Source organism: Halobacterium bonnevillei, assembly GCF_009831555.1.
GTDB lineage: Archaea > Halobacteriota > Halobacteria > Halobacteriales > Halobacteriaceae > Halobacterium > Halobacterium bonnevillei.
This window is the reverse complement of the sequence record NZ_WUUU01000016.1, coordinates 1-25,217: the sequence shown is the minus strand read 5'-3', so window position 1 is coordinate 25,217 and position 25,217 is coordinate 1. Positions and strand designations below refer to the sequence as shown.

The following is a 25,217-nucleotide window of genomic DNA, read 5'->3' as shown; positions in this document are numbered from 1 at the left end:
TACTGGTCGCTTGCCTGCGAGCGGGCGACGCCAACTGGACAGAACGCAAACCAGGCCCGTCACCGTCACGTTCCGCATGGCATCACTTCGCGTCGCCGCCGTCGCGCTCGTCGTGCTCCTCAGCGGCATGGTCGCCGCCGCACCGCTCTCCGACTCGGAGGTCGTCCCGACGACTGGCACTGCGCAGGACGCGACGCAGGTCGACGCGTGCACGACCATCAATGAATCAGGTACCTACGAACTCACCGCCGACCTCGAGGGGAGCGACGGTCCCTGTCTCCACGTCCGCGAAAGCGCCGTCACCGTCCGCGGTAACGGGTACGCAGTCCGCGGGAACGGCAGCGAGGATAGCGTCGGCATCCTCGTCTACGGGGGCGCGCCCGACGAATCGGCGAACAGTTCCCTCGGCGACGTGACCGTCCAGAACGTCACCGCCAGCGGCTGGGAGCGCGGCATCCAGGTCGGCGACATTCGTGGTAGCGGCACCAATGCGACGCTCAGCAACGCCGCCGTCACCGACAACGACGTCGCGGGCGTCTACCTCGTGGAAGCCGAGAACACGACCGTCGACGGCCTCGACGCCACCGGCAACGGAAACGGCGTCATCCTCTGGGAAGTCCAGGACAGCGCGCTCACCGACGTCACCGCTACCGACAACCGCGACAGCGGGCTCGCCCTCATGCAGGACGTGTACGACGTCGAGATCCGCGGCGTCACCGCGACGGGGAACGGCGACGGCGGCTTCTCGTCGGGCGGCGTCTACGCGTCGACGGACGCGCGCCGCAACGTCATCGCGGACGCGGTGCTGTCGAACAACGAGGGTGCGGGCCTCCGGTTCTCGGACAGCGGCGAGAACGTCCTCCGGGACGCTGTCCTCGCGGGGAATACGGGTCCGGGCGTGCACGGCATTCCCGCGAACGACGACGACCTCCGGAACGTCACAGTCGTCGACAACGGCGGGCCGGCGCTCCGCGTCGAGCAGGGGCAGCTGAGCGGGACCGGGGTCCGCATCGGCGCTCGCGCGACCGCGTCGTTCGCGAGCCAGCCCGTCACGCTTGACGACGCTGACGCGACTGACTTGCGAACGCCGCCAAGCGGGGGACTGGCTGTCGACAACGGCGTGAACGTCACTGGCGTCCAGTCCGGCGTCACGGTGACAATCTCGGACGTGAACGGGGCAGCGGTCGAACTCTGGCGGTACGGCGGCGGCACGTGGACGCGGATCGACGACACACGCTACGACGCGGACGCCGGCACCGTCTCCGGAACCGTCCGCGACGACGGCGTCGTCGCGGCGGTGCGGACGAGCACTCGAGACGCCCCCGCGACGACAGCGACACCGACCGCGACCACGACTGGACCGACCATCACCGAGACGACGAGCGACGGTCCACCGGCCACACCCACGACCGACCCGGTGACCACCACCGAGGCCATGACGACGCAGCCACCGACAGACGACGGCAATGACGACGAGTGGACGCTCGGCGTGCTGTCGACGCGCGCGGACCACGACTTCGCGTACGTCGTGGTCGTGGACGGCGACGCCGAGAAGGCGAGCACGGAAGCCGTCGCGGCGGACAGCGGCGACCGCGTGCTCGACAACGGCGACGGCACGGTGACCATCGTCGGCACCACGGGCGACGAATCCGGGGACGCCTTCCGCGTCGACGGCACCATCGAGTCATTCTACACGCCAGCGTCGCCGTCGGACTACGTGATCGAACGCGACGGCGAGGACGTCACCGACGACCTCCCCGGGCCGAACTAGTGCCGAGCGTTTAGGTGGCCGCGCGTCGGACAGCGAGTATGTCCGTCTTCGAGGACCGCACCCGCGAGTGCCAGCAACGCCTCCGGGACGACGGGGCCAGCGGCGTCGTCCTGTTCCCGAGCCCGAACCTCTACTACCTCGGCGGCTTCAGCGAGGCCCCCGGCGAGCGTCACTTCTTCCTGTTCGTACCCGCCGACGGCGACCCGGTGTTCGTCGCGCCCCAGCTGTACGAGGAACAGCTCCGGGACGTCACGTGGGTCGAGGACCTGCGGTTCTGGTCGGACACCGACGACCCGCTGCCGCTGGTCGAGGATGCGGCATCCGACCTCGGCGTGACCGACGGGAAACTGCTCGTGGACCCGACGATGTGGGCGCGGTTCACGCAGGACCTCAGGGCCGCCATTCCGGACGCGGAGTGGGGGCTCGCCAGCGACGTCCTGGGACCGCTGCGCGTCCGGAAGGACGACGCGGAACTGCACGCACTCGGACGTGCTGCCGACGCTGCGGACGCTGCGATGCGGGACGTTCGCGGCCTCGGTGCGGACGCAGTCGGGATGACCGAAGCCGAGCTCGCCGCGTTCGTCGAGGACCGACTCGTCGCGCACGGCGGCGACGGGACGTCGTTCGAAACCATCGTCGGGAGCGGGCCGAACGGCGCGAAGCCACACCACCACCGGTCCGACCGCGAAGTCCAGCGCGGCGACCCGGTGGTCTTCGACTTCGGGACGCGCGTCGACCACTACCCGAGCGACCAGACGCGAACCGTCGTGTTCGCCGGCGACCCGCCAGCGGCGTTCGAGACGATTCACGAGGTCGTCAGGGACGCCCAGCAAGCCGCGGTCGAGGCCGTCGAACCCGGCGTCGCCGCCGAAGAAGTGGACGCGGCGGCCCGCGAGGTCATCGAGGCCGCCGGCTACGGCGACGAGTTCATCCACCGGACAGGCCACGGGGTCGGACTGGAAGTCCACGAGGAGCCGTACGTCGTCGGGGGCAGCGACCGACCGCTGGAGCCCGGGATGGTGTTCTCCGTAGAGCCCGGCGTCTACCTGGAGGGGAATTTCGGTGTCCGCATCGAGGATCTGGTCGTCGTCACCGAGTCGGGTTGTGAACGGTTGAACGACACGACCAGAGACTGGCGGGTGTAGCCCACCCCGTTGCTGGCGTGGAGCCGTCCGGGCGAACAGGCGGCGCTATCGGGGTGACGGGACGCTGCGCCGCGCGACCGCGAGACGTCCCGCCTCGAAGGGTACGTCACGCGGGGGTTGGCCTCGCTATCGCACTTGAACGTTCGGCGAATTCGAGATGAAGTCGACAGGAGCCGTCGTCATCGTCTTGTGACCGGGCAAACGATTCTGGTCAGCGAGAAGCGCGTGGACGGTCGGTCGGCGGGAAGCCGCGGGGGGGAGTCGAACCCCCGACCTGTCGATTACAAATCGACTGCTCTGGCCGACTGAGCTACCGCGGCACGACCCGACACGACAAGGTACGGGACAGCGCCGAAATAACGTCTTTGATACCGCGTCGCCGGGTCAGGAGGGTGCGGGAGTCCTCAAACGGGGGTCGCTTCTCGGCGGCGAGATTTTTGTGTCGCATGGCCGAATAGTCACACGAGGGGGTTGCCATGAGCCTACAGCTAGCCAGTTCGGCGTTCGAGGACGGCGGATCGATTCCCGAAGAGTACGGCTACGACGCCGAGAACGTCAATCCGCCGTTGTCCGTGTCGGGCGTACCCGAGGACGCGGCGTCGCTCGCGCTGGTCGTCGACGACCCGGACGCGATGGAGCCAGCGGGCAAGGTGTGGGACCACTGGACCGTCTGGAACATCCCTCCGGAGGTCGAACAGATTCCATCGGGCTGGAACCCGGAGGCAGAGGGCGCCTCAGAGGGGACGAACGACTTCGACGAGCGAGGGTACGGCGGGCCGGCGCCGCCGGACCGCGAGCACACGTACCAGTTCAAGCTGTACGCACTCGACACGCGACTCGACCTGGGGGCGTCGTCGGGACGGGAGGAGGTCGAAGCCGAAATCGAGGGCCACGAGCTCGACGACGCAGTCCTGGAGGGGACGTACGCGCCATAACGGTGTCGACGCGCACTCGACGCGCGGCAGTCAGCGGACACACCGGTACGGCGTTGGCGACGTGCAGCAGTGAGCACGCAAAAGGCGACGAGCCGCGGTCAGCGGACCTTGCGGCGGAGGTACGCGGACACGAACTCGCTGAAGATGACGATGCCGAGAATCGCGAGCAGGATGGTGAGCACGCGCTGCCACTGGAAGAAGTTGATTGCGGTGTTGAGTTCGACGCCGATGCCGCCGGCGCCGACGAACCCGATGATGGTCGACGCGCGCACGTTGATGTCCCAGCGGTACGTGGAGACGCCGATGAACGCGGGCTTGATCTGCGGCGCGATCGCGTAGATCGCCGTCTCCACGGAGTTCGCTCCGGTCGCCTTGATCGCTTCGACCTGCCCGGGGTCGATCTCCTCGATGGCTTCCGCGATGAGTTTCGAACAGAAGCCGATCGAGCGGACGGCCACCGCGAGTACGCCTGCGAGCGTCCCGGACCCGAAGATGATGACGAACACGAGCGCCCAGATGATGACGTTCACCGAGCGCGTGAACGAGATGATGAACTTCCCGACGGCGAACCCGAGTTTGTTCGGCGTGGTGTTCGTCGCGCCGAGTAGTGCGACCGGAACCGAGAGCATCACCGCCAGCGCCGTCCCGAGCACGGCGATGTGGACCGTCTCGATGAGCGGACTGACGATCTCCGTGGAGTACCCGACTGCGGGCGGGTACATCCGGTTGACGAGGTCCATGAACTCCGTCGGCGCACTGCCGAGGTAGTTGTACCTGACGTTCAGGGCGCGCCACGACGCGACCGCCGCGACGACGAGCAGCAGGGTGAGGACGTACCGAACGATTCGCTGGCGGGGCGTGCGTCGCTCCCAGGTCTCGTAGTCGGTCATTGGATCCGCCCCCTGACGTAGGTGCTGACCAGTTCACCGACGATGACGACAGCGACGATGGCGAGGACGATGGTCATGAAGAAGTCGTAGTCGTACTTGTCGAAGGAGTTGATGAGCGTCGACCCGATGCCGCCCGCACCGACGATGCCGACGATGGTGCTGTGGCGGATGTTGATGTCCCAGCGGTAGATGGACAGGCCGACGATGCGCGGCATGACCTGCGGGACGACGCCGAACAGCATCGTCTGGATGCCGTTCGCGCCGGTGGCTTCGACGGCTTCCATCTGGCCCTCGTCGATGTCCTCGATCTCCTCGGCGAGCAGTTTCGCGAAGAAGCCGAGCGTCTTGTACGTGAGCGCGATGACGCCGGCGAGCGCGCCGATGCCGACGGCCTTCACGACGATGATGGCGATGATGAGTTCGTGGAACGCACGCGACACCGTGATGAGGCCGCGTCCGACCCAGTACACCGGCCGCGGCGCGATGTTCTCCGCGGCCATGAACGCGACGGGAATCGAGATGACCGCGCCGATGATGGTCGCGACGACGGACATGGCGATGGACTCGACCATCCCCTCGATCAGGAGGTCCGTCTTGAACGGCGTGAGCTCCGGCGGGAACATGCTCGTGACGAGCCCCGCGCCGGAGTTCCAGCCTTCCACGACGCGAGCGTACGAGATGCGCATGTTCCACGCGCTCCACAGCAGGAACACGGCGATGACAGCGTAGACGGCCCACTTGACGTAGTGGTTGTAGAACGCCGTGGGGCGCGACCACTCGCGGCGCTCCTCTTGTTTCGTGGCCATGTTAGCCTCTTCGTGTCTCGCCTTCGTCGGTCGGGGTGCTGCCAGCGGTCTCCTCGACGACCGCTGACTGCTGTGCGCCCGTCGTGAGGTCTGGAATCTCCTCGCCGCGGTAGATCTGGCCGCGCGCGCTCTCGTCGAGGTCGGCGGGCGTTCCCTCGAAGACCTTCTGGCCGTCGCGCAGGCCGACGATCCGGTCGGCGTACTCCTCTGCCAGGTCGACCTCGTGGATGTTGATCAACACGGGGATGTCGTCCTCGGCGGCGATCTCCGTGAGCAGGTCCATCACTTCCCGGGACGTCTCCGGGTCGAGGCTGCTCGTCGGTTCGTCCACGAGCAGAATCTTCGGGCGCTGGAGGATCGCGCGAGCGATGCCCACGCGCTGGCGCTGGCCGCCGGAGAGTTCGTCCGCGCGGTCGTTCTCGTGGCCGCCGAGGCCGACGCGGTCGAGTACTTCGTACGCGCGCTCGATGTCGTCGCCGGCGAACACGCGGCGGAACGCCTTCCAGGTGCTCACGTAGCCGAGTCGGCCCGAGAGCACGTTCTCCATGACGGTGAGGCGCTCGATGAGGTTGAACTCCTGGAAGATCATCCCCATGTCGCGGCGCGCGTTCCGGAGTTCCTTCTTCGAGAGCCCGGTCACCTCGACGCCGTCGAGTTCGACGCTCCCGCCGGTCGGTTCAGTGAGTCGATTGATACACCTGATGAACGTACTCTTGCCGGCGCCGCTGGGGCCGATGACCGCGACCATCTCGTTGCCGGTCACGTCCATGGAGACGCCCTTGAGGGCCTCGTCGCCGGTGTCGTAGGTCTTCTGCAGGTCTGTTACCGAGAGCATGCGTTAATATATCGTATCACAGGTAGCGAAGTCGTATAGTTCAACGCCTATTCCTGAAAGCGAGTGGGTGGGTGGCGTTAGCCTTCGAGGTTGCCGGTCTCGTACTCGACCTCGAGGCTCTCCTGGATCTGGAGGATGATGTCCCACACCGTCGCGTAGTCGATGTCGACCCAGGTGCCGCGGCCTTCGAACTCCTCGGCGATGGACGTGTCCTGGTAGTCGTAGTCGAGGAATGCGCGGCGCACGCCCTCCTGGATGTCCGGGTGCAGCGTGTTCACGTAGGAGAACGCCGTCGTCGGGAACGGTTCCGACGCCCAGATGCACTTGACCTTCTCGGGGTCGAGCTGGTCGTCGCGTGCGACGCGAGCGTAACACGTCGAACAGACCGGGCCGGCGTCGTAGTCACCGTTCGCGACGCCGAGCGACGTCTGCTGGTGGCCGCCGGAGTACGAGACTTCGTAGTCCTCCTCTGGCACGACGCCCTGGTTGGCGAACAGCGCGCGCGGCGCGAGGTTCCCGGAGTTCGAGGACGGGTCGGCGTGCGCGACGTTCTGCTTCGGTTCGCCCTGGAGGTCTTCGAGTTTGCCGATGTTCTCGTTGTCGAGTTGCGTGATGAGCCAGAGCCGGTAGCCGAACGAGCCGTTCTCGCCGCTGCCGTCGATCTGCACGGAGAACGGCACGGCGTTGGCGATGTTGACCGCGTACGGAACTGCGCCCGTGGAGAACCCAGCGAGGTGAAGGCGTTCGGAGCGCATCGCCTCGACCTGCGCGGCGTAGGAGTCCAGTGACGCGTAATTGACCTTCTTGCCGGTCTCCTCCTCGATGTTGTCGAGGAGCGGCTTGAGCGTGTCCTCGTAGACGGTCGGGTCCTCTGTCGGCGTCAGGGAGAACTCCAGCGTGTCGGGGTTGAGTAAGTCGCTCTCGTCGTCGGGCGTCTCCGCGACCGGCTGCCCGTAGCGGGGCTCGTCGCGCTGGTTCTCCTGCATGCGTTCGAGGTCGGCCATCGTCCCGGTCTCGAAGCCGGCCTCCATGAGCGTGCTCGTCAGCTGCGGGAACTCGGGGCTCGACGGGTCGAAGTCGGCGTACGTCGACGGGTCGGTGTGCGCCGGCGCGTCGTCGTCGCCACTGCCACCGTTGTCGTCGTTGTTGTCGTTGTTGTCGTCGCTGTCACCATCGCCACCGGTACAGCCCGCCGCGCCCACGAGCGCGGCCGTGCTCACTCCGCTGATAAATTCACGTCTGTCTAATTGACGCATGGCGCCTTGCTTGAATGTGTCACACCTTAATTCTTTGGCAACGGTCCCGGGGGTGGTATTCAGATAATCACGGTCTAACGCTCGCGGTACCCCCGCGAGACTGACCACAACCCCGAAAAACGGGAGCGTTCCGGTCCAGCGGTGCTCGTAGGTCCACTTGTGGGACGTTCGTCGACTTCGTCGACGACCGTGTGGCCGATTCTCCGACTCGCGGGCACGTACGCCGGGACCCCGATTCCGTCCGATTTCAGCCCGAACGAGCGGCGGTAGGCGCGACCAACGGACGCGAAGGCGGCTCGCGCCCCCGCGTCAACGGATATCTTTACCAATATCCAGCTGGTGGTAGTGAAAGATTTGGAGTCGAGGCCGGCAGCAGACGGTTCGAGACACAGCCACAGCGACAGTCATGGACACGCATAGCACCCGTGGCGAGCAGAGCGTATCGGGACGCCGGTGCCCGAACGTCAGGTCGGCGGGTCACAGGGCGACGATGACGGCTGCGCCAGCGACGACACCGACGACGATCAGGACCGCGTTCCACATGAGCACGGGCTTGACGAGGTCCCGGTCGATGGTCGCGGCGAAGAAGACCTTCACGACGATGCTGGCCAACGTGCCCGCGAGGATCCCGCCCACGGCGAGTTCCTGGCTGATCTGCTCGGTGCCCACCAGCGTCACGGCGGTCGCAGTCGCCGTGCCGCTTGAGATGAGGCCCGCGAGGAACGTCGTGGTGAGGAAGCCGATGGAGCCGAACGTCGCTTCCGCACCGGCTGAGACCACCAGAATCGCGAGGAACAACACCCCGAACACCAGCGCGTTCCGCAGGCTGAACGGGGACGTGAGGCTGGTCTCGAGGTCCTGGTCCCAGTCGCTGACGAACAGCGAGAGGACGACGCCGGTGGCGGTAATCGCGCCAAGCGGGACGCCGACGATGAACGCGGCCTCGGGCACGAACGGAATCACGATGAGCGCGTTCCGGAACGCCATCGCGGCGTTCGCCAGGAGGATGGCCCCGACCGCGAGGTTCCGGAGGTCGGGTTTTTTCGCCGCGCGCTGGGCCATCTCCGCGATGACGGCCGTCGAGTTCACGAGACCGCCGAAGAAGCCCGTTGCGGCGATGCCGCGACCCTCGTAGCGTTTGACCATCACGTAGTTCACGAACCCGATGCCGCTGACGGCGATGACGAGCAGCCAGATGGTGCGGGCGTCGATGGCGTTCCACGGGCCGAACGCCTCGTCGGGGAGTAGCGGGTAGATGACGAACGCGAGGATGGAGAACTCCGTCGCGCTCTGCATCTCCTCCCGGGAGAGCCCCCACGCGAACTCGTGGAGCTCGCGCTTCAACACCAGCAGCAGCGACGACAGCACGGCGACGGTGACGCTCTCGATGTAGAACGCGTTGCCGACGAGCACACCGACGCTGTACGCGACGAACATCGACGCCGACGTGGTCAACGAGAGGTGGGTCTCGGAGTCCGTGTCGATGAGGCTCTCGACGGCGAGGAGCACGCTCATCGTGATGACGAGGACGGCGCCCGCGACCAGCAGCATCGAATCGTCGAGGATCGCGAAGATGACCCCGAGCAGGCTGATGAGCGCGAACGTCCGGATGCCCGCGGTCTTCTGGGACCACTCGCGTTCGAGGCCGAGGAACATCCCCAACAGCACGGCGAGCACGAGCTGGACGACTTCCTCGCTGACCTGTTCGAAGAGGACGTCGCCGTCCGCGCCGAAATCCTGGGTTGTCAGCGGGAGCACGAACTCCGCGACGAACGACCCGGCCCGTTCGGCCACGAGTCCGAGTTCCACAAGCAGTTCGGTCATCTGTGCGTCACTCCCGTCACGGCCACAGCACCTCGTCGAGGTCGGCGATCGATTCGACGACGTAGTCGGGTTGCGTGTCGGCGGTAGCCAGTTGGTCGCGGTCGGTGACGCCGCTCATCACGAGGACGGTGGTCATCCCGGCGCGGTTGCCCATGAGGATGTCCGTCTCGATGCGGTCGCCGACCATCAGGCAGCGCTCGAGGGGGACGCCGAGCAGCTCCGCGGCGGCGTCGACGGTCGTCTGTGAGGGCTTCCCGAGCACCCGGTCGAGGTCCTGCCCGGTGGCGCCCTCGATGGCGCCGACCATCGCGGCGCAGTCCGGAATCTCGCCGTCGGCGACCGGGCACGTCCGGTCGGGGTTCGTCGCGAGGAAGGCCGTGTCGTCGTCCATCGCGTGGAGGGCGTCAGTCAGCGTCGCGTAGTCGAAACCGCGGTCCATCGACGCCAACAGCACGTCAGTCTCGTCGGGGTCGTCGGTCAACTGGAGGCCGCGTTCAGCCAGTTCCTCGGAGAGCGGCGGTTCGCCGACGACGAAGATGGCGTCGTCGGGGTGGACGTTCGCGAGGTAGTTCGCGGTGATCGACGCGGAGTTGACGACCGACGCCTCGTCAGCGGGGACGCCCAGGTCGGTGAGTTTCGTGCTGAAAACCGAGCGCCGGTCGATCGCCTTGTTCGAGAGGAACGCGACGTCGACGCCGTCCGACCGGAGACGTTCGACGACGTGGTCGGCGCCAGGGATGAGGTCGTCCCCGAGGTACACCGTCCCGTCGAGGTCGAAGAGCGCGCCCTCGATGGCTGGCTCAGGCACGCGCCACCTCCGCCGCCTCGAACGTCGGCGACACCGGATCACCGGGTTCCTGCCACAGCCTCGCAGTCAGACGGCCGCGTCCCTGTATCGGCCACACTGACGGTGAGGCGGTCGTCCATAGTGACGGTGACGCTGTCACCCACAGTGACGAGTGCTGTGGGGCCGGACGACCGGTAGCGACCAGTCGGCGTTCGTCGAGCGACGCGGACGGAGTCGAGTGTGTTCGGGGCCGGAGGTACAATTTTTTACTCTCGCAGGCCTACCAACGGTATTGATATCTATTAAAGTTTGGCTCGCTCGAGTCGCAGGACGGGACCGGGTCCAGCGGCCGCCAGCGAGCGGGTCCCGGGCGAGCGAGGCATCCAAAGCTTCAACAGGCAGCGACGGTTCTGCTCCGGCGATGTCCACCATCGCGGGGCTCAAGCGGGCGGAGTTCACGGGGTCGAACCGCTGCTGGCCGTGCACTGCGCTCAACGTCGCGCTCCTGGCGCTGGTGGTCGGCGTTCTCGCCCCGTTCCGGCCGATACCGGCGGCCGCGGCCGCGGTGGTCGGCACCGCCGTGATCTGGCTGCGCGGCTATCTCGTGCCCTACACGCCGCGGTTCGCGCCGAAACTGGCCGCGCGACTCCCGGGGGACGTCTTCGACCACTCGCCCCGTGCCGACAGTCTCGATGACGTCCGGGATGGAGCCGCGGACGGCGAAGCAGTTCTGGAGGCCCTGGTCGAGGCGGGCGTGGTGACCGTCGACGCGACCAGCTCGGGCTCCGAGACGGTGTCGCTGACGCGTGGCGAGCCCGCATGTCGGCACTCGCGGACTCGCCGGACGCGCTCGTCGAGGCGGCACAGCAGGACGTCGCGGGCATCGATGCCGCCCGCGTAGAGGTCCTCGACGACGAGACGTACCTCGTCGTGTCGGGCGAGTCGACGGCGTGGCTCCCCTCGCCGGTCGCAGTCGCGGAAGTCGGCGCCGTGCAGGCGCTCGCCGACACCGACCTGCCCGCTGCGAACCGGGAGCTGGCGGCGCACGCGCTGTGCGCGTTCCTGGATACGTGTCCGGTCTGCGGCGACGACGTCGTCGAAGGACAGGCCGACGACTGCTGCGGACACACCGTCCCGGACCCCAGCTACGAGCCGCCGACGGTGCTGGCCTGCGAGAACTGCGGGGTCGCGTTCTACACGCTCGAACAGCCGGCAGAGGCGGCCGAATGAACAATCGGTATAGTTACCGCTGCTGTCTCCCCGCTAGTAAGTTCTATATCCGTATATAGCCGTACGTAGTCGGCGTCTCGACAGCGCGTGCGGCGGCCGGGTTGTCAGACCGATGAAATTCTTCGCCGTCCCGAACGGGAGCTGTCGAACTACGCCTACGCCAACTTTCATGCGGGCTGCGGCCATCTGTAGGGGTATGACACCCGAGCTCGCCGACGAACCCTGCGAGGCGTGTACCTCCGAGGACGAACCGCTCGCGGAACCCGAGTACGAGTCGTACCTCGCGGACGTCGACGGCGACGTCTGGGCGGTCGTCGACGAGCACCACCTCGAGGGCACCTACGAGTTCGAGGACTTCCGGGACGCCCTCGAGTTCACGTACGAAGTCGGCGAACTCGCCGAGGAGGAGTGGCACCACCCGGACATCCACCTCCAGTGGGGCGAAACCCGCATCGAGATGTGGACGCACAAGATCGACGGCCTCCACAAGACGGACTTCGTGATGGCGGCACGCATGGACCGCATCTACGACGAGTACGCGCCCGAATCCACGGACTGAAGCGACGAGCACCAGGGGCGTGGGGCGACAGCGAGTACCGTCGCCGGAGAAGGCTGCCGCGAAGAGTACGGCATTTAGGTCCGCGTCGCCTCCGGGGGTGTATGGTCGCGCCGCTCGCTGTGGACATCGACGGCACGCTGAGTCGTCCGGACCGCTCTATCGACAGTCGCGTGATGGACGTGCTCCGGGAGTGGGACGCCCCGGTCGTAATCGCGACGGGGAAGGCACTCCCGTACCCGGTCGCGCTCTGCGACTTCGTGGGCATCGAGGAGCGCGTCATCGCCGAGAACGGCGGCGTGGCGTACGTGAACGACGACCTCTTCTACTTCGGGGACGGCCGGTCGGCGGCCGTCGAGGTCCGCGAGGAGTTCGCGGAGGCGGGCTACGACCTCGGGTGGGGAGAGTCCGACCTGGTGAACCGCTGGCGGGAGACCGAACTGGCGGTCAGCCGCGAACGCCCGCTTGCCCTCCTCCGAGAGCTCGCCGAGAACTACGGACTGAGCGTCGTGGACACGGGGTTCGCGTACCACGTGAAAGCGACCGAACCGAACAAGGGCACCGCGCTGCAGACGGTCGCAGCGGAACTCGACTACGACCCCGGCGAGTTCGCCGCAATCGGCGACTCAGTCAACGACGTGGAGATGTTCGGCGTGGCCGGCGAGTCGTACGCAGTCGCGAACGCAGACGACGACGCGCGCGCGGCCGCAGACGTCGTGCTGGACGAGTCGAACGCGGACGGCTTCCTCGCTGCGGTCGAGCGGATACGTGACGGCGACTGACCGGTAGGTCCGGTGCTGCCGCGGGAATAGTTTAGTGGCGACGGGGGCAACGAAGGGTATGGACCCGGGTGCTCGGTTGGCCGACGCGCCGTCGCCGTCGATGACGCTGCTGCCGGACGGGAGCGTCGACCGGCGGTTCGGCGTGTTGAACCGCGAGCAGGACCCAGTGACCCGCGACCAGTTCGCGGCCTGGTTGACGGGCGGCCAGCGGTCGTTCGTGACGGACCGCCGCGGGGTCGAACCCGGCGGCCAGTCGGTGAACGCGGCGATGCAGGCGCGAGCGCTCGACGCGGACGTCGAGTTGTACGGACACCTCGACCACGACGTGTTCGGCGTGCTCGACGTGGACCGGTACTCGATGGGCGCGCCGGCCGCCGTGAACATCTACGAGTTCGAGGACGCCGCGATGATGTTGACGACGGAGTCGACGGACATACAGACGTGGTCGTACGCGGACTTCGCGGCGGCTGGCGGCGAGCGGGCGCTGGACGCGGACGCCGTCGTGTGGCTGAACTGGGCGTCACTGCCGAACTCGACGGCAGCACTCCACCGCATCGCCGACGAACCCCGGGAGGGAGACGTGTTCACTATCGACCCGGGCGGGGTCGGGGTGCGGACGGCGGCGGAGCGCCGCGAGTTCGTGGACGCTCTCAGCGCGCTCGCGGACCGGTACGAGGTCTCGCTGAGCGTGAACGACGAGGAGCTGCAGTCGCTGGCGAGGGCTCTCGACGTCACTGGACCGGTCTCGGAGGCGACGCACGACCTCCGAGAGCGAGCGGGCGTCGCGGCCGTCGTGATGCACGGCGAACAGCGAGCCGTCGCAGCGACCAGCGAGGGCGTCTACGACGTCCCGAACTTCCAGGCGGCGGACGTCCGTCGGTTCACCGGCGGCGGCGACCGCTTCACGTCGGCGCTGGCGTTCGCACGAGCCTGCGGGTGGGTGTGGCGGGACGCGCTCGAACTGGCGAACGCGGCGGCCTCGTACTACGTCGCGACCGGGCTGACGGGCGACCGGGCTGCCATCGCCGAGTACGCGTGGGACGCCGCCGACGCGGCGAGCGCCGCGCACAGCCCAAACGATTAACTCTCGAAGTACCGAGACGTTGGACGATGAGTCGCGAGGGCGGCCGCCACGCGGACCTATCGACAGTCGTCGAGACGCGTCGCGGCACGACCACACTCGTTCTCGGAGCGACGAGCCACGACGCCGCCTGCCGGCGACTCGCCCGGGCAGGACCGGGGCGCGCGTACCGCCTGCGGATGCGGACGGCCGAACCGGACGGCGTCGAGGCCGCGAGCACGGACGAGACGTACGAGACCGGCGTCTACGACGACCTGGCGCTCCCCGAAGCGGGCGTCGCTGTCGCTGACACGACGTCGAATCTCGAACACGACGGCGTGACCCTCGACCCCGGCCAGCTGGTGGTCTGCGTCGACGGCGTGCCGCTGGCGTCCACCCGGGCAGAGCGCCAGCAGTTGTTCCAGTTCCTGCACGCGGTCTGCCAGCGAGTCGCGGACGCCGACGGGCACCTGCACGTCCACCTTCCGGTCGATTCGCAGTCGCGGGTCGCGACGGTGGTGAGCCCACTGTTCGAGTACGTCGTGGAGGCGGCTGACGAGGAAATGTGAACGGACGCGATCCGCTACGCCGAGAACAGCGACTTGAGCCACGCGAGAACGCTCGTGGTACCGGTGCGTTCCGCCTCGAAGGCGTGGTGGAGGTCGTCGAGGAGTTGGCGCCTCGACTCGAATCGCTCGCGGTCGACCCGTTCGAGGACGGTCGAGAGCGCGATCTCCGGGTCGTTCGGGCCGCGGGGCACGCGCGGGTCCCCCAGGGCGTCGACGACGTCGCGTTTCGTCGCGGGGAACTCGAGGTCGGCGTCCGTCAGGTGGTCGTCGACGGCGACGATGCCGAACGCAGTCGGCTCCTCTGGGTCCTCGTTCCGCGTCGGTGGACGCGCTGCCATGGAGGCGGCTAGTGCGCTGTCGCCCAAAAATCCGGCGTCGATGTGGCGGTCCGAACCCACCGTCCGGTGTGGGTAGTCGTCCGCAGAGCCATCGCCTGGCGCGATCAGTCGTCCGCGGAGAGTTCGTCGGTTGGATGGTCGTGGTCGGCGAGGTCGTCCGGGACGCGGCTCGTGTCGTGCGTGCCCGTCGGCGGCAGGTTGACCGACGCTGCCGGAGACTCGGAGAGGTCGACCTGTCCGTCGATGGCTTCCATGTCGCCGTCGGCGTCGCGCGCGTCCTGGTCGATGCGCATCGAGCAGAACTCGACGCCGCACATCGAGCAGAAGCGCGCGTCCTTGTAGTTGTCTCCGGGCAGCGTCTGGTCGTGGTAGGACTGCGCGCGCTCGGGGACGAGCGCGAGGTCGAACTGGCGCTCCCAGTCGAAGTTGTAGCGGGCTTCCGAGAGCGCGTCGTCCCAGTCCCGGGCGCCCGGCAGGCCAGCGGCGACGTCGCCGGCGTGGGCGGCGACGCGGTACGCGGCCATGCCGTCGCGGACGTCCTCGGCGTCCGGGAGGCCGAGGTGCTCTTTCGGGGTGACGTAACACAGCATCGCCGCGCCCGCGCGAGCCGCTTCCGTCGCGCCGATGGCGCTCGTGATGTGGTCGTAGCCGGGCGCGACGTCCGTGACCAGCGGGCCGAGCACGTAGAACGGCGCGCCGTCGCAGACCGCCTGTTGCCGCTGGACGTTCTCGCGGATCTGGTCCATCGGGACGTGGCCGGGACCCTCGACCATGACCTGGACGCCGTGCTCCCACGCGACCCTGGTGAGTTCCCCGAGGGTGTCCAGTTCCGCGAACTGCGCGTCGTCGCCGGCGTCGGCGAGCGACCCCGGCCGCAGTCCGTCACCCAGCGAGAACGTGACGTCGTGCTCGCGGAAGATCTCGCAGATGCTCTCGAAATGCGTGTACAAGGGGTTCTGCGCGCCGTTTTCCTCCATCCACTGGGCGAGAATGGACCCGCCGCGCGAGACGATGCCCGTGGTGCGGCCGTCGGTCAGCGGGAGGTGTTCCGCGAGCACGCCCGCGTGTATCGTCATGTAGTCGACGCCCTGTTCGGCCTGTTTCTCGATGACGTCGAGCAGCAACTCCGGCGTGATGTGGAGGACGTCGTCCACGCGCGTGACGGCCTCGTAGATGGGGACGGTTCCGACGGGGACCGGAGAGTGCTCGACGTTCATCTCGCGGATGCCGTCGAGGTCGTCGCCGGTCGAGAGGTCCATCACGGTGTCCGCGCCGTAGTGGACGGCCGCGTGGAGTTTGCGGAGTTCCTCCTCGCGGCTGCTGGTGGTCTCGCTGTTCCCGATGTTGGCGTTGACCTTGGTGGCGAACTCGCGGCCGATGACCATCGGGTCGAGCGCGTCGTGGTGGTCGTTGGCCGGAATGACGGCCTGCCCGTCGGCGACCTGCTGGCGGACGAACTCGGGGTCTCGGTTCTCGCGGGCCGCGACTCGCTCCATCGCGTCGGTGACGGTTCCCTCGCGGGCGTGCTGTAACTGCGTGGGCATAAACAACTTAGTGGTAACACTAGGTTATAAATCGTGGTGGTGGCCGGGCTGTCCGGTCGGAGAACGACGAAACCCGCGACGGTCAGCGACTACGCGTGCGGTTCGAAGACTTCCTGGTGCAGGCGACCCGCGACCGTGTCCAGCAGCGTCTGGAGGTTCTGTGCGTCGTAGCGGTTGTACTCGACGAGGCGGTCGAGTGCGTCCTCGTCGCCGTCCTCGTAGCGGTGCCAGAGCCGGACGGCTTCGCGACCGTCCACGTCCATGCCGCCGCGGTCGATTCCCAGGTCGGCCTCGACCTGCTTCAGGCCGCCAGTGAGGTCGAGACGCCGGCAGAGGTACATGAGGTCCAGGTGCGGGGCGTCCACGTCGACGTCGTAGTTGTGCTCGATGAACGGCTGGTCGAAGCGCTTCCCGTTGAACGACACGACCAGCGAGGCGTCCAGCAGGTCCGCGAGGTTCTCGGCCGTGAGGTCGTCGCCGCGCACGAGCGTCGTCGTGTCGCCGCCGTGGAGGACGCTGACCGTCGTGACGTCGCTGCTGCGCTTGTCCAGGCCGGTCGTCTCGATGTCGAAGAACGCGACGTCGCCCGCGACGTTCTCGTAGAGCCGCCACAGCGCGTTGTTCGGGAACGCGTCGGCGAAGTACTGGGTGTCCCCCCTGTCGAGTGCGTCCCGCGCGTCGCCGATGAACGAGTAGACGTTCTGGGCGGTGGTCTCGCCGACGCCGGGCGCACTCGCGTCGAAGTCGTCCCAGTGCGTGACGCCGTGCTCCCACAGGCGCCGCTCTGTCGTTTCGCCGACGCCGGGAGCGGGAATGAACGAGTTCTCGACGCGCATACCACTCGCTGGGAGCCACCGGTACAAAGACCCCGCGGTCCGCCGCCCGCACGCGGTCCCGGCCGCGGCCGAGTCAGTCCAGTTCGTTCCGCACGAACGAGTCGACGCCGCGTCGCAGCGCTCGCTGGCGGCCTGCGTGGACACCCCGAGTTCGTCGGCGACGTCCGCCAGCGAGGCCTCACGGGGCACGCCGTAGTAGCCGAGTTCGACGGCGGTCACGAGCGCCGTCCGCTGCTTGCTCGAGAGACCGTTCTGGTCGGTGAGGCCGGGGTCGGTCTGGCTGAACACCCCACGGAGCGTGACGTCGATGCCCCGGGTTTCGATGCGCGGCTGGAACGCCGACAGGCTCTCGCGGTCCGGGAACCGGAGTCGCGCCTCCACGCCGTCCGCCGTGGATGTCACCGCCAGCCTGGAGGCCTCCATGCGGTCGTCCAGCGGGTACAGCGGTTTCTCTGTGCGCTCGCTGACCTGGACCCGGTAGAGCCGACGCTCGTCGGCGTCCTCGACCAGCGTGACGTCGTCCACGGAGTCGTCCTCGCAGGCGGCCGCTTCGAAGTGGTCGAGGTTCCCGTGCGACGCCCACACGAAGAGAACTGGGCGCTCTGGGTCCTCTGCGACCGCCTGCTCGAGGTCCAGGCGAACGCCTGACTCCTCGAGCGTCGACATGAGCGGCAGGTTCGGGTGCTGGAACGTGAACTCGGCGATTACACCCACGGAACGGTCGAGAAGACCCAGCCTAATATATCGATTGGTTGTCAGAATGGCGGGGCCGGGCATCGACCCCGACCAGTGTCAGAGGCACGTCCACCGACAGGAAACCGCAAGTGACGGTGAACGCGCTAATGTTCGCTCGGCTCGCCGTCAATCCACGCCCTTCGCAGTAATGGATTTAAGTCAGGCGCGGCGACTGCAACAACCAAAGTAGGCCAGTACGGCGGCCGGGTTGTCGGAAACCCGACCTTATCCGAACTGCTCGAAGGGCTGCTCGCAGTTCCGGCAGAAGTGCATCGACCGGCACAGACCCGGCCCCTTCGGGTGGTCGCGCTCCGTGTTCGTCGACCCGCAGTACGGACACGCCACCGGGTCCTCCTGGGACGTCGTGGTGCTCGGGTCGGGGTCGCTCATACGCTGAGTCCGAACTCCTGGAGTTGTTCGCGACCGCGTTCGGTCACCATCTCCACGGACCACGGCGGCGAGTACTGGATCGTCACGTCGGCGTCCTCGACGCCCGCCGCGGTCATCGCTGCACACCGCACGTCGTTCGTGAGCATGTCCTTCGCCGGACATCCCGTGTAGGTCAGCGTCATCTCTACGGACGCGTGGCCGTCCTCGACGGTCACGTCGTAGATGAGGCCGAGGTCGACGATTGACACCGGCATCTCCGGGTCCTCGACCTCGGCCAGCGCGCCCCAGACGTCCGCCTCCGCACCGGTGGCGTCGTCGCCGGTGCGCGGGTAGCCCTCCGGCACCTCGCCGTCCTCGTAGTCCGTGTGCGCACAGGCGTCGGAACTCACGCGTTCTCACTCCGCAGGGTCGCGGGGTCGTCGAAGCCGAGTTCGTGGTACGTCGCCGTGAACTCCTCGTGGAGCGCCGCCCAGTCGCCGGTGTGCGAGCCGTCCCGGCCGACCTCGTCCGGGTGGCTGACCGCAGACGGGTCCGGAACCACGACGTCCAGCGATTCGAGGTACGGCACGACCTCGTCCAGCCAGTCCGCACGCACGTCGGCGAGCGCCCGCGTCCGCACGCCCGCCGCCACGATCTCGTCCTCGTTCGCGGTGGGCGCGAACAGCGTGAGGGCGTACGGGAACAGCCTGTCGACGGCACTCTGGACGCGCCGGTGGGCGTCACCGCCACCGCCGGTCAGGCGGTCCAGCCACGACTGCGCGTGCTCGCGGTGGTAGCCCTCCTCGCTCTGGACTTTGCGCACGCGGTCCGCGATGGGGTCGAAACTGGAGTCCGCGAGCGCGTCCAGCCGCAACCGCTCGGCGACGTCGTAGAGGTAGCTCCGCACCACGGTGTCGGCCCAGTCGCCGTCCGGCGTCTCCAGTTCCACGAGCGGACTGTGCACGAAGTTCCCGGGGTCGCGCTCCCACAGCAGGTCCGGTTCCTCGTACCCGAACTCGTCCTGGAGGAGGTCGTACCAGAGCCGCGCGTGCCCGAACTCGTCCTGTGCGATGTTCGCGAGCGCCAGGTCGGCCTCGGGCGTCGGCGCGAAGATCTGCCACTCCGTGTATCGCTCCGCGAGCACGTACTCGTCGTCGGCGAGCCGCAGCAACTGGGCTTCGACCGGCGAGAGGTCGCCCGGAGCTGGCTGCGCCATCAGACGTCACCCCGCTTCTCGGCGGCCTCCTCCTGCTCGGCCTCGCTCTCCGCGACTTCCTCCGCGAAGCTCGCGTCGATCTCGTTGTACGTGATCGCCCACCGGTAGGACTTGTCCGTCGTGCCGCCGAACTCGGTCTCGTCGGCGTCCACTTCCCCGATTTCGTCGCTCGGCGCGACCCACAGCGAGTTCGTCTGCATGCGGCGGCCGTGCTGGATCTGCGCGAACAGCAGCGCCATCTCGCGGTCCGGCGCGTGGACGTTCCCGCAGTGCGTGTGTCGGTCGCCGGCCTCCTCCTGTCGGAACACTTCCCAGATCATCGTTAGTCGGCCGCCTGCGGGCTGTCGGCGCCCGCCGTCTCCCAGTCGGTCATCGACTCGCGAACCCACTCGACGGCCTCCTGGCGGCGCCGCCGGGACCCGATCTGCTCGTGGCTGCCCTCGAAGTCGTTTTTCGCGATGGTCCAGAACTCGTCCCAGTCGAGGTCGTCCTCGCGGACCGCCATCGTGCCGTCGTCGCGCTCGAAGATGCGCGGGGACTCCGGAATCTCGAGGCCGTACTTCTCGGCCTTCGGCATGTACATGTTCAGGAAGGAGTTCCGGAGTTCGTCGTTCGAGACGGTCTTCAGGCCGACCTGTTGGGCGAAGTCGTTGTGGGTGGACTCGTCGTTCGTCGGGCCGAAGAACTGCAGCATGCGCGGCCACCAGTCCTCGAACACTTCCTGAGTGCGCTCCTGGTTGGCCTTCGAGGACGTCATCAGTTCGCGGAGGATGTCCTCGCCGTGCTTGACGTGGAACCCCTCCTCGAAGCACACCTTGTCCATCGCGTGGGCGTACGGCTCCCAGCTGGTGTCTTTCAGCGTTGCCTGGCGGCGCATCGCCGCGCCGTCCACGAAGAAGTCGATCATCGGCGCCTCGTACCACGAGTCGACGGGGTAATGGAAGCAGTTCAGGAACTTCCCGTCGCCGTTCGTGAGGTCAGCGAGCATCTCCTCGCGGGTCTTCACGCCGAGCGTCTCGGCCGCCCGATAGAGGAGCTGCGCGTGCCCGATCTCGTCCTGGCACTTCGCCGTGCAGGCGAGTTTCCGGTCCAGCGACGGCGCCATGCGCGTGAACTCCTTGTCGAGGTAGCCGCCCATCACTTCGCTGTTGGCGTGGAACTCGAGCATTCGCGTGGCTGCCTCCCGGTACTCCAGCGGGAGGTCGTCGCTGGGACTGAACTCCCGGGGACCCGCCCTCGCTTTGACGTCGTCGATGTCCATGAACGAACGTGCGGGTTACGCGTGGGTAGGCATTGACCCGGCCATGCGCGGGGTTCAAGTACCGGGACGTGCTACCGCGGGCCGTGATACCGGAGTGTCTGTACGTCGAGTTCGGCGTGCACGGCGACGATTGCCCGCTCGCCGACGCCACCCGCGAGACCGGCGCCAGCGTCGACGCCCGCCCGCCGCAGCTCCGCCCGGACGGCAACGCGTTGCTCCAGTTCTCGACCGCGGACGGCGACGACCTCGCCGCCACCCTCGATGCCGACGACCGCATCCGGTATCTCCACGTCGCTCGCTCGGACGGTCGACACACGTACCGGTGTCTCTCCAAACACCCCTGCGTCGTGCACCAGCTCACGAACGCCGGCCTCCTCACGGACACCCTCCACTACCGGGACGGCGACGCGCGCTTCACGGGCGCCGTCGTCGGCCACGACGTCCTCCACGAGGTTCTCGAAGCCGCGGGCGACGCCGTCGGCGTGACGCTGGAACGCACGTACCCGATCGGCGAACAGACGGACGCCGCCGTCGCCGACCGCTGGGGGCTGACGCCCGCGCAGGGCGAGGCCCTGCAGGCCGCCTTCGAACTGGGGTACTTCGCGGTGCCGCGGGACACCGACGCCAGCGACGTCGCCGCGGAACTCGGCATCTCGAAGTCGGCGTTCCTCGAGCGCCTGCGTCGCGGGCTCTCGCGCCTACTCGGCGAAACGCTGTGAGGACTCCTCGAGGGATGTCTCCGACGGACCGACAGTCGTCTACTCCTCTCGGTCGGCCAGGACCGCGTCGAGTTTGTCGGCGCCTTCGTCGACGACGCCGCCGTGCTGGGTGAGCGTGCCGTCGAAGTCACGCGCTGCGAGTTTCCGGACCGATTCGACGGCTTCGTCCTCGTCCATCGGGAACCGCGGGCCGTCGAGTTCGCCGTCCGGGGCGTGCAGTGCGTCCCCGGACGCGAGGAACCCCGCCTCCGGGAAGTGGACGGAAATGTGCCCGGGTGCGTGGCCCGGGGTGAATACGACCTCCATCGGGCCTGCGTGTGTGTCGAACCTCGTGCCGTCCGTGACTTCGACGTGGACCGGCGCGGCGGGATACCGCTCGTCGTCGAGTTTCACGGGGAACTCGCGGCCGTCCACGTACGGCGCGCAGGTGGGGTGTGCGAACACGACGGGGTCGGCGCGCTCGACGATGTCGGCGAGGCCGCCGGCGTGGTCGGGGTCCTGGTGGGTGAGCACGACGCCCCAGACGTCCGCGAAGTCGAAGCCGGCGTCGTCGAGATTCGCCTCGACCTGCTCGATTTCGCCAGGGAAGCCGGCGTCGATCAGCAGGAGGCCGCGGTCGGTCTCCACGGCTCCGGGATTGATTGTGGAGTCGGGGTGGTCGTCGAGCTCGAGCGTCTGCGGGAACACGTGTACTGCGTCGGGGACCGGCATACTCCCGGCGACGAATGACAGCACGATAATATTTTCCGAGGCGTGCTACCGCGCCGCACGCGAGTCGGCCAACGCTTACGGCCCCGGTCCGCGAAGCACTACGGCATGCACACCGAGACTGTCGACGGCGTCCGCCACATCACGTTCGACCGACCGGAGGCGAAGAACGCGTTCACCCCCGACCTCGCCGCGGCGCTCGCCGACGAGATCGAGGCACTCGACCCCGAAACGCACGACGCAGCGGTGCTGACGGGCGAAGGCGACGCGTTCTCCGCCGGCGGCGACCTCGAAGCGATGGCGGACCGCGAGGGCGACGTCCGAGACTACTACGACACCGTCGAGGAGACGTTCGGGCGACTCGCCGAGGCGGCGATGGAGTCGCGGGTCCCGCTGGTCGCGCGCGTCAACGGCGACGCCATCGGCGCCGGCCTCGCCGTCGTCGCGCTCTGCGACTTCGCGTACGCCGTCCCGGACGCCCGGTTCTCCTGTGCGTTCGTGCGCGTCGGCCTCGTTCCCGACACCGGCGGGAGTTTCCTCCTGCCCCGACTCGTCGGCCTCCGCGACGCGAAACGCCTCGCGTTCACCGCGGAGTTCGTGGACGCCGGCGACGCCGCCGACCTCGGCCTCGTGAACGAAGCACTGCCGGAATCGGACCTCGACGCCGCCCTCGACGACCTGCTGGACACCCTGCGCGCACACCCCACCAGGACTATCGGCATGATCCGGCAGGCGCTGCACGACAATCTCGGCCGCGAGTTCGGGGACGCCATCGACCACGAGACGCTCGTGCAGAGCCACGCCCAGGACACCGCCGAACACGAGGAAGGCGTCGCCGCGTTCCTCGAAGGACGGGAGCCGGAGTTCTGATAGCTGCCCGGGCAGCGACCGTCTCAGATCCGTTTCTCCATGACGTAGATGGCCTGCGGGTCCCCGAACGCCGACCGGACCGCCTCGACGCGCTCGGGGTCGTAGCCGCCGGGCGCGACGTAGAACTTCCGCGTCTCGTCCTCGCGTCGCTCCCGGAGAATATCGAATCCGAGGTCGCGGACGTTCTCGGTGACGTCATCGGGGTGGAGGCGAACGAGAATGCTCTCGGGGTCGTAGCCGTTCGCGAGGTAGAAGTCGTCTACGTAGCCGCCCGCGGATCCGAGACTGACGCGCCCGAACCCGGCGTCCGCGGCAGCCGTCTCGAACGCGCTCAGGAGCTGGGAGCCGATGCCGCGTCGCGTGTCCGCCTCGCGGACGCCGATGCCCGCGAGTTCGACGTGGTCGTCGCCGCGTTCGCGCCCAATCGCGATTCCGACGACGTCGGCGGCGGCTCCACCTTCCCTGAGGCCGTCAGCCGCGTCCCCACCGCCCGCGCTGTCCTCGTAGGCCGCGTGGAACAGCTCCGGGCGGTCGTCGTACCAGGTCCGGACGGTCGCTCGGTCCCGGTGGCCGACGCGCTCACAGAGCAACTGGTAGACGGCGTCGAAGTCCGACTCCGGGACGCGGCGGACGGCGACCATGCCAGTGCGTCCGGCGGGGTGGCGGAAATGCGTTACTCCAGGTCGTACCCGAGCGCGCGTTCGACGGCGTCGTCGACCAGGCCCTCGCGCACCAGGTCGGCGACAGCGTCCATCTCGTCGGCCAGCGAGCGGTCCGCGTTCACGGGCGGCGACACCTCGCGCACGAGGCCGTACACCGCGCTCGTGCCGTCTGCGTGCGTGAGGGCATCCTCCAGGAACTCGCTGGCCTGCGCGCCGGCGAGCAGTTCGACGGCGACGACGCTGGCGGCCTTCTCCGCGGCCTCGCGGAACCCGTACGCGCTCCCCGCGCTCATGCTGACGTGGTCCTCCTGGCCGCCAGACACCGGCGTGTTGTCGACCGCAGGCTGCCCGAGCGACCGGAGGTCGTTGACCAGCGACGCGGCCGTGTACTGGGGAATCATGAGCCCCGAGTGGAGGCCGCTGTCGGGCGCGAGGAACGGCGGCAGGTGTGGCTCCTGGAGGTTCGGGTTGAGCATGCGGTCGACGCGGCGCTCGCAGATCGCGGCGAGTTCCGCCAGCGCGCTCGCCGCGTAGTCCAGGCGCAACGCCAGCGGTTCGCCGTGGAAGTTCCCCCCGGAGAGCACGGCCGCCGCGTCGGTGCCGCTGGCGCGCGGTCCGCTGACGCCGCGTCGAAGACCAGCGGGTTGTCCGTCGCGGCGTTGAGCTCCGTCTCCACCGCGTCCCGAAGATGGTCGAGCGCGTCCCGGACCGCGCCGTGTACCTGGGGCAGACACCGGATGGAGTAGGCGTCCTGCACGCGGTCGCAGTTCCGGTGGGACTCCACGACGTCCGACCCCTCGGTGAGGCGCTTGACGTTCCGCGCGCTCGCGGCCTGGCCGTCGTGCGGTCGCACGCGGTGGATCGCGGGGTCGCAGTTCGCGGTCGTGGACATCGTGACTTCGGTCGTGAGCGCGCCCGCCGCGTCCGCCGCGCGGAGCGCGCGTTCTGCGTCCAGCAGCGCCAGCGCCGCCAGTCCCGTCGTGAGCTGGGTGCCGTTGATGAGCGCGAGCCCCTCCTTGGCTTCCAGCGTCACCGGTTCGAGGCCTGCGTGCTCCAGGGCTTCACCGCCCGACAGTCGGTCTCCCTCGTTGTGCGCCTCCCCTTCACCAATGAGGACGAGGGCGAGGTGCGCCAGCGGCGCGAGGTCGCCGGACGCGCCGAGGCTCCCCCGGGACGGGACGACCGGATGAACTCGTTCGTTCAGCAGGGCCGCGAGCAGGTCGACGACGTCCTCGCGGACGCCCGAGTACCCCTTCACGAGCGCGTTCAGTCGCGTCAACAGGAGTGCGCGCACCTCCTCGCGGCCGAGTTCGCGGCCCGCGCCCGCGGCGTGACTGCGGACGAGATTCGTCTGGAGGGCCTCGAGGTCGTCGCTGGATATCTGGGTGTCCACCAGCTGGCCGAACCCCGTGTTCACGCCGTAGACCGGGTCGCCGGCCTCGAGGACGTCCTCGACGCGCTCCCGCGACCGCCTGACGGCCGCACGGGCGTCGTCGGCGACGCGAACGGTCGC

Annotated in this window: 27 protein-coding genes, 1 tRNA gene and 2 pseudogenes; 11 read left to right on the top strand and 19 right to left on the bottom strand. The window is 68.1% G+C overall.

Going from position 1 to position 25,217, the window contains the following annotated elements:
- The first annotated feature begins 76 nt into the window (after positions 1–76).
- Positions 77–1,771 (top strand): NosD domain-containing protein, encoded by a 1,695-nt coding sequence (locus GRX66_RS04095; protein ID WP_159525392.1) that lies wholly within the window; start codon positions 77–79, stop codon positions 1,769–1,771.
- Between the two features lie 38 nt (positions 1,772–1,809).
- On the top strand, positions 1,810–2,916 hold the full coding sequence (locus GRX66_RS04090) for a M24 family metallopeptidase (protein WP_159525391.1): 1,107 nt from the start codon (positions 1,810–1,812) through the stop codon (positions 2,914–2,916).
- 246 nt (positions 2,917–3,162) lie between these two features.
- On the opposite strand, the gene GRX66_RS04085 is transcribed toward GRX66_RS04090, so the two are convergent.
- Positions 3,163–3,236 (bottom strand) — tRNA-Thr (locus tag GRX66_RS04085).
- Positions 3,237–3,392: 156 nt separating this feature from the next.
- Between GRX66_RS04085 and GRX66_RS04080 the strand changes: the two genes are divergently transcribed.
- Entirely contained in the window at positions 3,393–3,851 is a 459-nt protein-coding gene (locus GRX66_RS04080) for a YbhB/YbcL family Raf kinase inhibitor-like protein (RefSeq protein ID WP_159525390.1), read from the top strand.
- 98 nt (positions 3,852–3,949) lie between these two features.
- Here GRX66_RS04080 and phnE (GRX66_RS04075) read toward each other — a convergent pair whose 3' ends face one another.
- The 6 genes from phnE (GRX66_RS04075) to GRX66_RS04050 all read right to left on the bottom strand — a co-directional run bounded on the left by phnE (GRX66_RS04075) (position 3,950) and on the right by GRX66_RS04050 (position 10,270).
- Positions 3,950–4,741, bottom strand: coding sequence for a phosphonate ABC transporter, permease protein PhnE (gene phnE, locus GRX66_RS04075; RefSeq protein ID WP_159525389.1), 792 nt, complete (start codon positions 4,739–4,741; stop codon positions 3,950–3,952).
- The gene (gene phnE / locus GRX66_RS04070) at positions 4,738–5,547 is read right to left on the bottom strand and encodes a phosphonate ABC transporter, permease protein PhnE (RefSeq protein ID WP_159525388.1); all 810 of its coding nucleotides are present in this window, start codon (positions 5,545–5,547) and stop codon (positions 4,738–4,740) included. Before phnE (GRX66_RS04070) ends, phnE (GRX66_RS04075) begins: the two co-directional genes overlap by 4 nt.
- 1 nt (position 5,548) lies before the next feature.
- Positions 5,549–6,382: a phosphonate ABC transporter ATP-binding protein gene (gene phnC, locus GRX66_RS04065; RefSeq protein WP_159525387.1), complete on the bottom strand. Its 834-nt coding sequence runs from the start codon at positions 6,380–6,382 to the stop codon at positions 5,549–5,551.
- A gap of 77 nt (positions 6,383–6,459) precedes the next feature.
- Positions 6,460–7,638, bottom strand: coding sequence for a phosphate/phosphite/phosphonate ABC transporter substrate-binding protein (gene phnD, locus GRX66_RS04060; RefSeq protein WP_159525386.1), 1,179 nt, complete (start codon positions 7,636–7,638; stop codon positions 6,460–6,462).
- Between the two features lie 477 nt (positions 7,639–8,115).
- Positions 8,116–9,462, bottom strand: coding sequence for an MgtC/SapB family protein (locus GRX66_RS04055; RefSeq protein WP_159525385.1), 1,347 nt, complete (start codon positions 9,460–9,462; stop codon positions 8,116–8,118).
- A 16-nt stretch (positions 9,463–9,478) separates the two neighbouring features.
- A complete protein-coding gene (locus GRX66_RS04050; protein WP_325063948.1) occupies positions 9,479–10,270 on the bottom strand; it encodes an HAD-IIA family hydrolase in 792 nt (263 codons plus the stop codon).
- Between the two features lie 400 nt (positions 10,271–10,670).
- On the opposite strand from GRX66_RS04050, the gene GRX66_RS04045 reads away from it, so the two are divergent.
- The 6 genes from GRX66_RS04045 to GRX66_RS04020 all read left to right on the top strand — a co-directional run bounded on the left by GRX66_RS04045 (position 10,671) and on the right by GRX66_RS04020 (position 14,446).
- Complete coding sequence (locus tag GRX66_RS04045) at positions 10,671–11,150, top strand: hypothetical protein (RefSeq protein ID WP_159525384.1); 480 nt, start codon at positions 10,671–10,673, stop codon at positions 11,148–11,150.
- A complete protein-coding gene (locus GRX66_RS04040; protein WP_159525383.1) occupies positions 11,069–11,479 on the top strand; it encodes a hypothetical protein in 411 nt (136 codons plus the stop codon). Before GRX66_RS04045 ends, GRX66_RS04040 begins: the two co-directional genes overlap by 82 nt.
- Positions 11,480–11,675: 196 nt before the next feature.
- Positions 11,676–12,038, top strand: coding sequence for a 4a-hydroxytetrahydrobiopterin dehydratase (locus GRX66_RS04035; protein ID WP_159525382.1), 363 nt, complete (start codon positions 11,676–11,678; stop codon positions 12,036–12,038).
- Between the two features lie 101 nt (positions 12,039–12,139).
- Positions 12,140–12,817, top strand: a complete 678-nt coding sequence (locus GRX66_RS04030) for a phosphoglycolate phosphatase (RefSeq protein ID WP_159525381.1) — start codon at positions 12,140–12,142, stop codon at positions 12,815–12,817.
- Positions 12,818–12,875: 58 nt separating this feature from the next.
- Positions 12,876–13,901, top strand: coding sequence for a carbohydrate kinase family protein (locus GRX66_RS04025; RefSeq protein WP_159525380.1), 1,026 nt, complete (start codon positions 12,876–12,878; stop codon positions 13,899–13,901).
- A gap of 26 nt (positions 13,902–13,927) precedes the next feature.
- On the top strand, positions 13,928–14,446 hold the full coding sequence (locus GRX66_RS04020; protein ID WP_159525379.1) for a DUF7504 family protein: 519 nt from the start codon (positions 13,928–13,930) through the stop codon (positions 14,444–14,446).
- 14 nt (positions 14,447–14,460) lie between these two features.
- Here GRX66_RS04020 and GRX66_RS04015 read toward each other — a convergent pair whose 3' ends face one another.
- The 9 genes and pseudogenes from GRX66_RS04015 to GRX66_RS03985 all read right to left on the bottom strand — a co-directional run bounded on the left by GRX66_RS04015 (position 14,461) and on the right by GRX66_RS03985 (position 20,745).
- Positions 14,461–14,784: a DUF5789 family protein gene (locus tag GRX66_RS04015; protein WP_159525378.1), complete on the bottom strand. Its 324-nt coding sequence runs from the start codon at positions 14,782–14,784 to the stop codon at positions 14,461–14,463.
- Between the two features lie 104 nt (positions 14,785–14,888).
- The gene (gene thiC / locus GRX66_RS04010; RefSeq protein ID WP_159525377.1) at positions 14,889–16,328 is read right to left on the bottom strand and encodes a phosphomethylpyrimidine synthase ThiC; all 1,440 of its coding nucleotides are present in this window, start codon (positions 16,326–16,328) and stop codon (positions 14,889–14,891) included.
- Between the two features lie 89 nt (positions 16,329–16,417).
- Positions 16,418–17,164: a ribonuclease H-like domain-containing protein gene (locus GRX66_RS19800; protein WP_233745287.1), complete on the bottom strand. Its 747-nt coding sequence runs from the start codon at positions 17,162–17,164 to the stop codon at positions 16,418–16,420.
- A 120-nt stretch (positions 17,165–17,284) separates the two neighbouring features.
- Positions 17,285–17,941 (bottom strand): annotated as a pseudogene (locus tag GRX66_RS19795) (helix-turn-helix domain-containing protein); the annotation flags it as partial.
- Between the two features lie 183 nt (positions 17,942–18,124).
- Entirely contained in the window at positions 18,125–18,289 is a 165-nt protein-coding gene (gene paaE, locus GRX66_RS19445; protein WP_201292918.1) for a 1,2-phenylacetyl-CoA epoxidase subunit PaaE, read from the bottom strand.
- A complete protein-coding gene (gene paaD, locus GRX66_RS04000; protein ID WP_325063947.1) occupies positions 18,286–18,678 on the bottom strand; it encodes a 1,2-phenylacetyl-CoA epoxidase subunit PaaD in 393 nt (130 codons plus the stop codon). The genes paaE and paaD overlap by 4 nt, the downstream gene beginning before the upstream one ends.
- Positions 18,675–19,484 carry a 1,2-phenylacetyl-CoA epoxidase subunit PaaC gene (gene paaC / locus GRX66_RS03995; protein ID WP_159525375.1) on the bottom strand — a complete coding sequence of 270 codons (810 nt, stop codon included), beginning with the start codon at positions 19,482–19,484 and terminating at the stop codon, positions 18,675–18,677. Before paaC ends, paaD begins: the two co-directional genes overlap by 4 nt.
- Positions 19,484–19,804 (bottom strand): 1,2-phenylacetyl-CoA epoxidase subunit PaaB, encoded by a 321-nt coding sequence (gene paaB / locus GRX66_RS03990; RefSeq protein WP_159525374.1) that lies wholly within the window; start codon positions 19,802–19,804, stop codon positions 19,484–19,486. The genes paaC and paaB overlap by 1 nt, the downstream gene beginning before the upstream one ends.
- Positions 19,805–19,806: 2 nt before the next feature.
- Positions 19,807–20,745 carry a Phenylacetic acid catabolic protein gene (locus GRX66_RS03985; RefSeq protein ID WP_159525373.1) on the bottom strand — a complete coding sequence of 313 codons (939 nt, stop codon included), beginning with the start codon at positions 20,743–20,745 and terminating at the stop codon, positions 19,807–19,809.
- 83 nt (positions 20,746–20,828) lie between these two features.
- Here GRX66_RS03985 and GRX66_RS03980 point away from each other — a divergent pair, with 83 nt between their 5' ends.
- Complete coding sequence (locus GRX66_RS03980; protein WP_325063946.1) at positions 20,829–21,464, top strand: helix-turn-helix domain-containing protein; 636 nt, start codon at positions 20,829–20,831, stop codon at positions 21,462–21,464.
- A 39-nt stretch (positions 21,465–21,503) separates the two neighbouring features.
- Here GRX66_RS03980 and GRX66_RS03975 read toward each other — a convergent pair whose 3' ends face one another.
- Positions 21,504–22,175, bottom strand: coding sequence for an MBL fold metallo-hydrolase (locus tag GRX66_RS03975; protein ID WP_159525371.1), 672 nt, complete (start codon positions 22,173–22,175; stop codon positions 21,504–21,506).
- 105 nt (positions 22,176–22,280) lie between these two features.
- Between GRX66_RS03975 and GRX66_RS03970 the strand changes: the two genes are divergently transcribed.
- On the top strand, positions 22,281–23,042 hold the full coding sequence (locus tag GRX66_RS03970) for an enoyl-CoA hydratase/isomerase family protein (RefSeq protein WP_159525370.1): 762 nt from the start codon (positions 22,281–22,283) through the stop codon (positions 23,040–23,042).
- Between the two features lie 23 nt (positions 23,043–23,065).
- Here the strand turns inward: GRX66_RS03970 and GRX66_RS03965 are convergent, their stop codons facing one another.
- Together GRX66_RS03965 and hutH are read right to left on the bottom strand one after the other, a co-directional pair.
- On the bottom strand, positions 23,066–23,683 hold the full coding sequence (locus GRX66_RS03965) for a GNAT family N-acetyltransferase (RefSeq protein WP_159525369.1): 618 nt from the start codon (positions 23,681–23,683) through the stop codon (positions 23,066–23,068).
- A gap of 32 nt (positions 23,684–23,715) precedes the next feature.
- Positions 23,716–25,217, bottom strand: a pseudogene (gene hutH / locus GRX66_RS03960) (histidine ammonia-lyase); the annotation flags it as partial.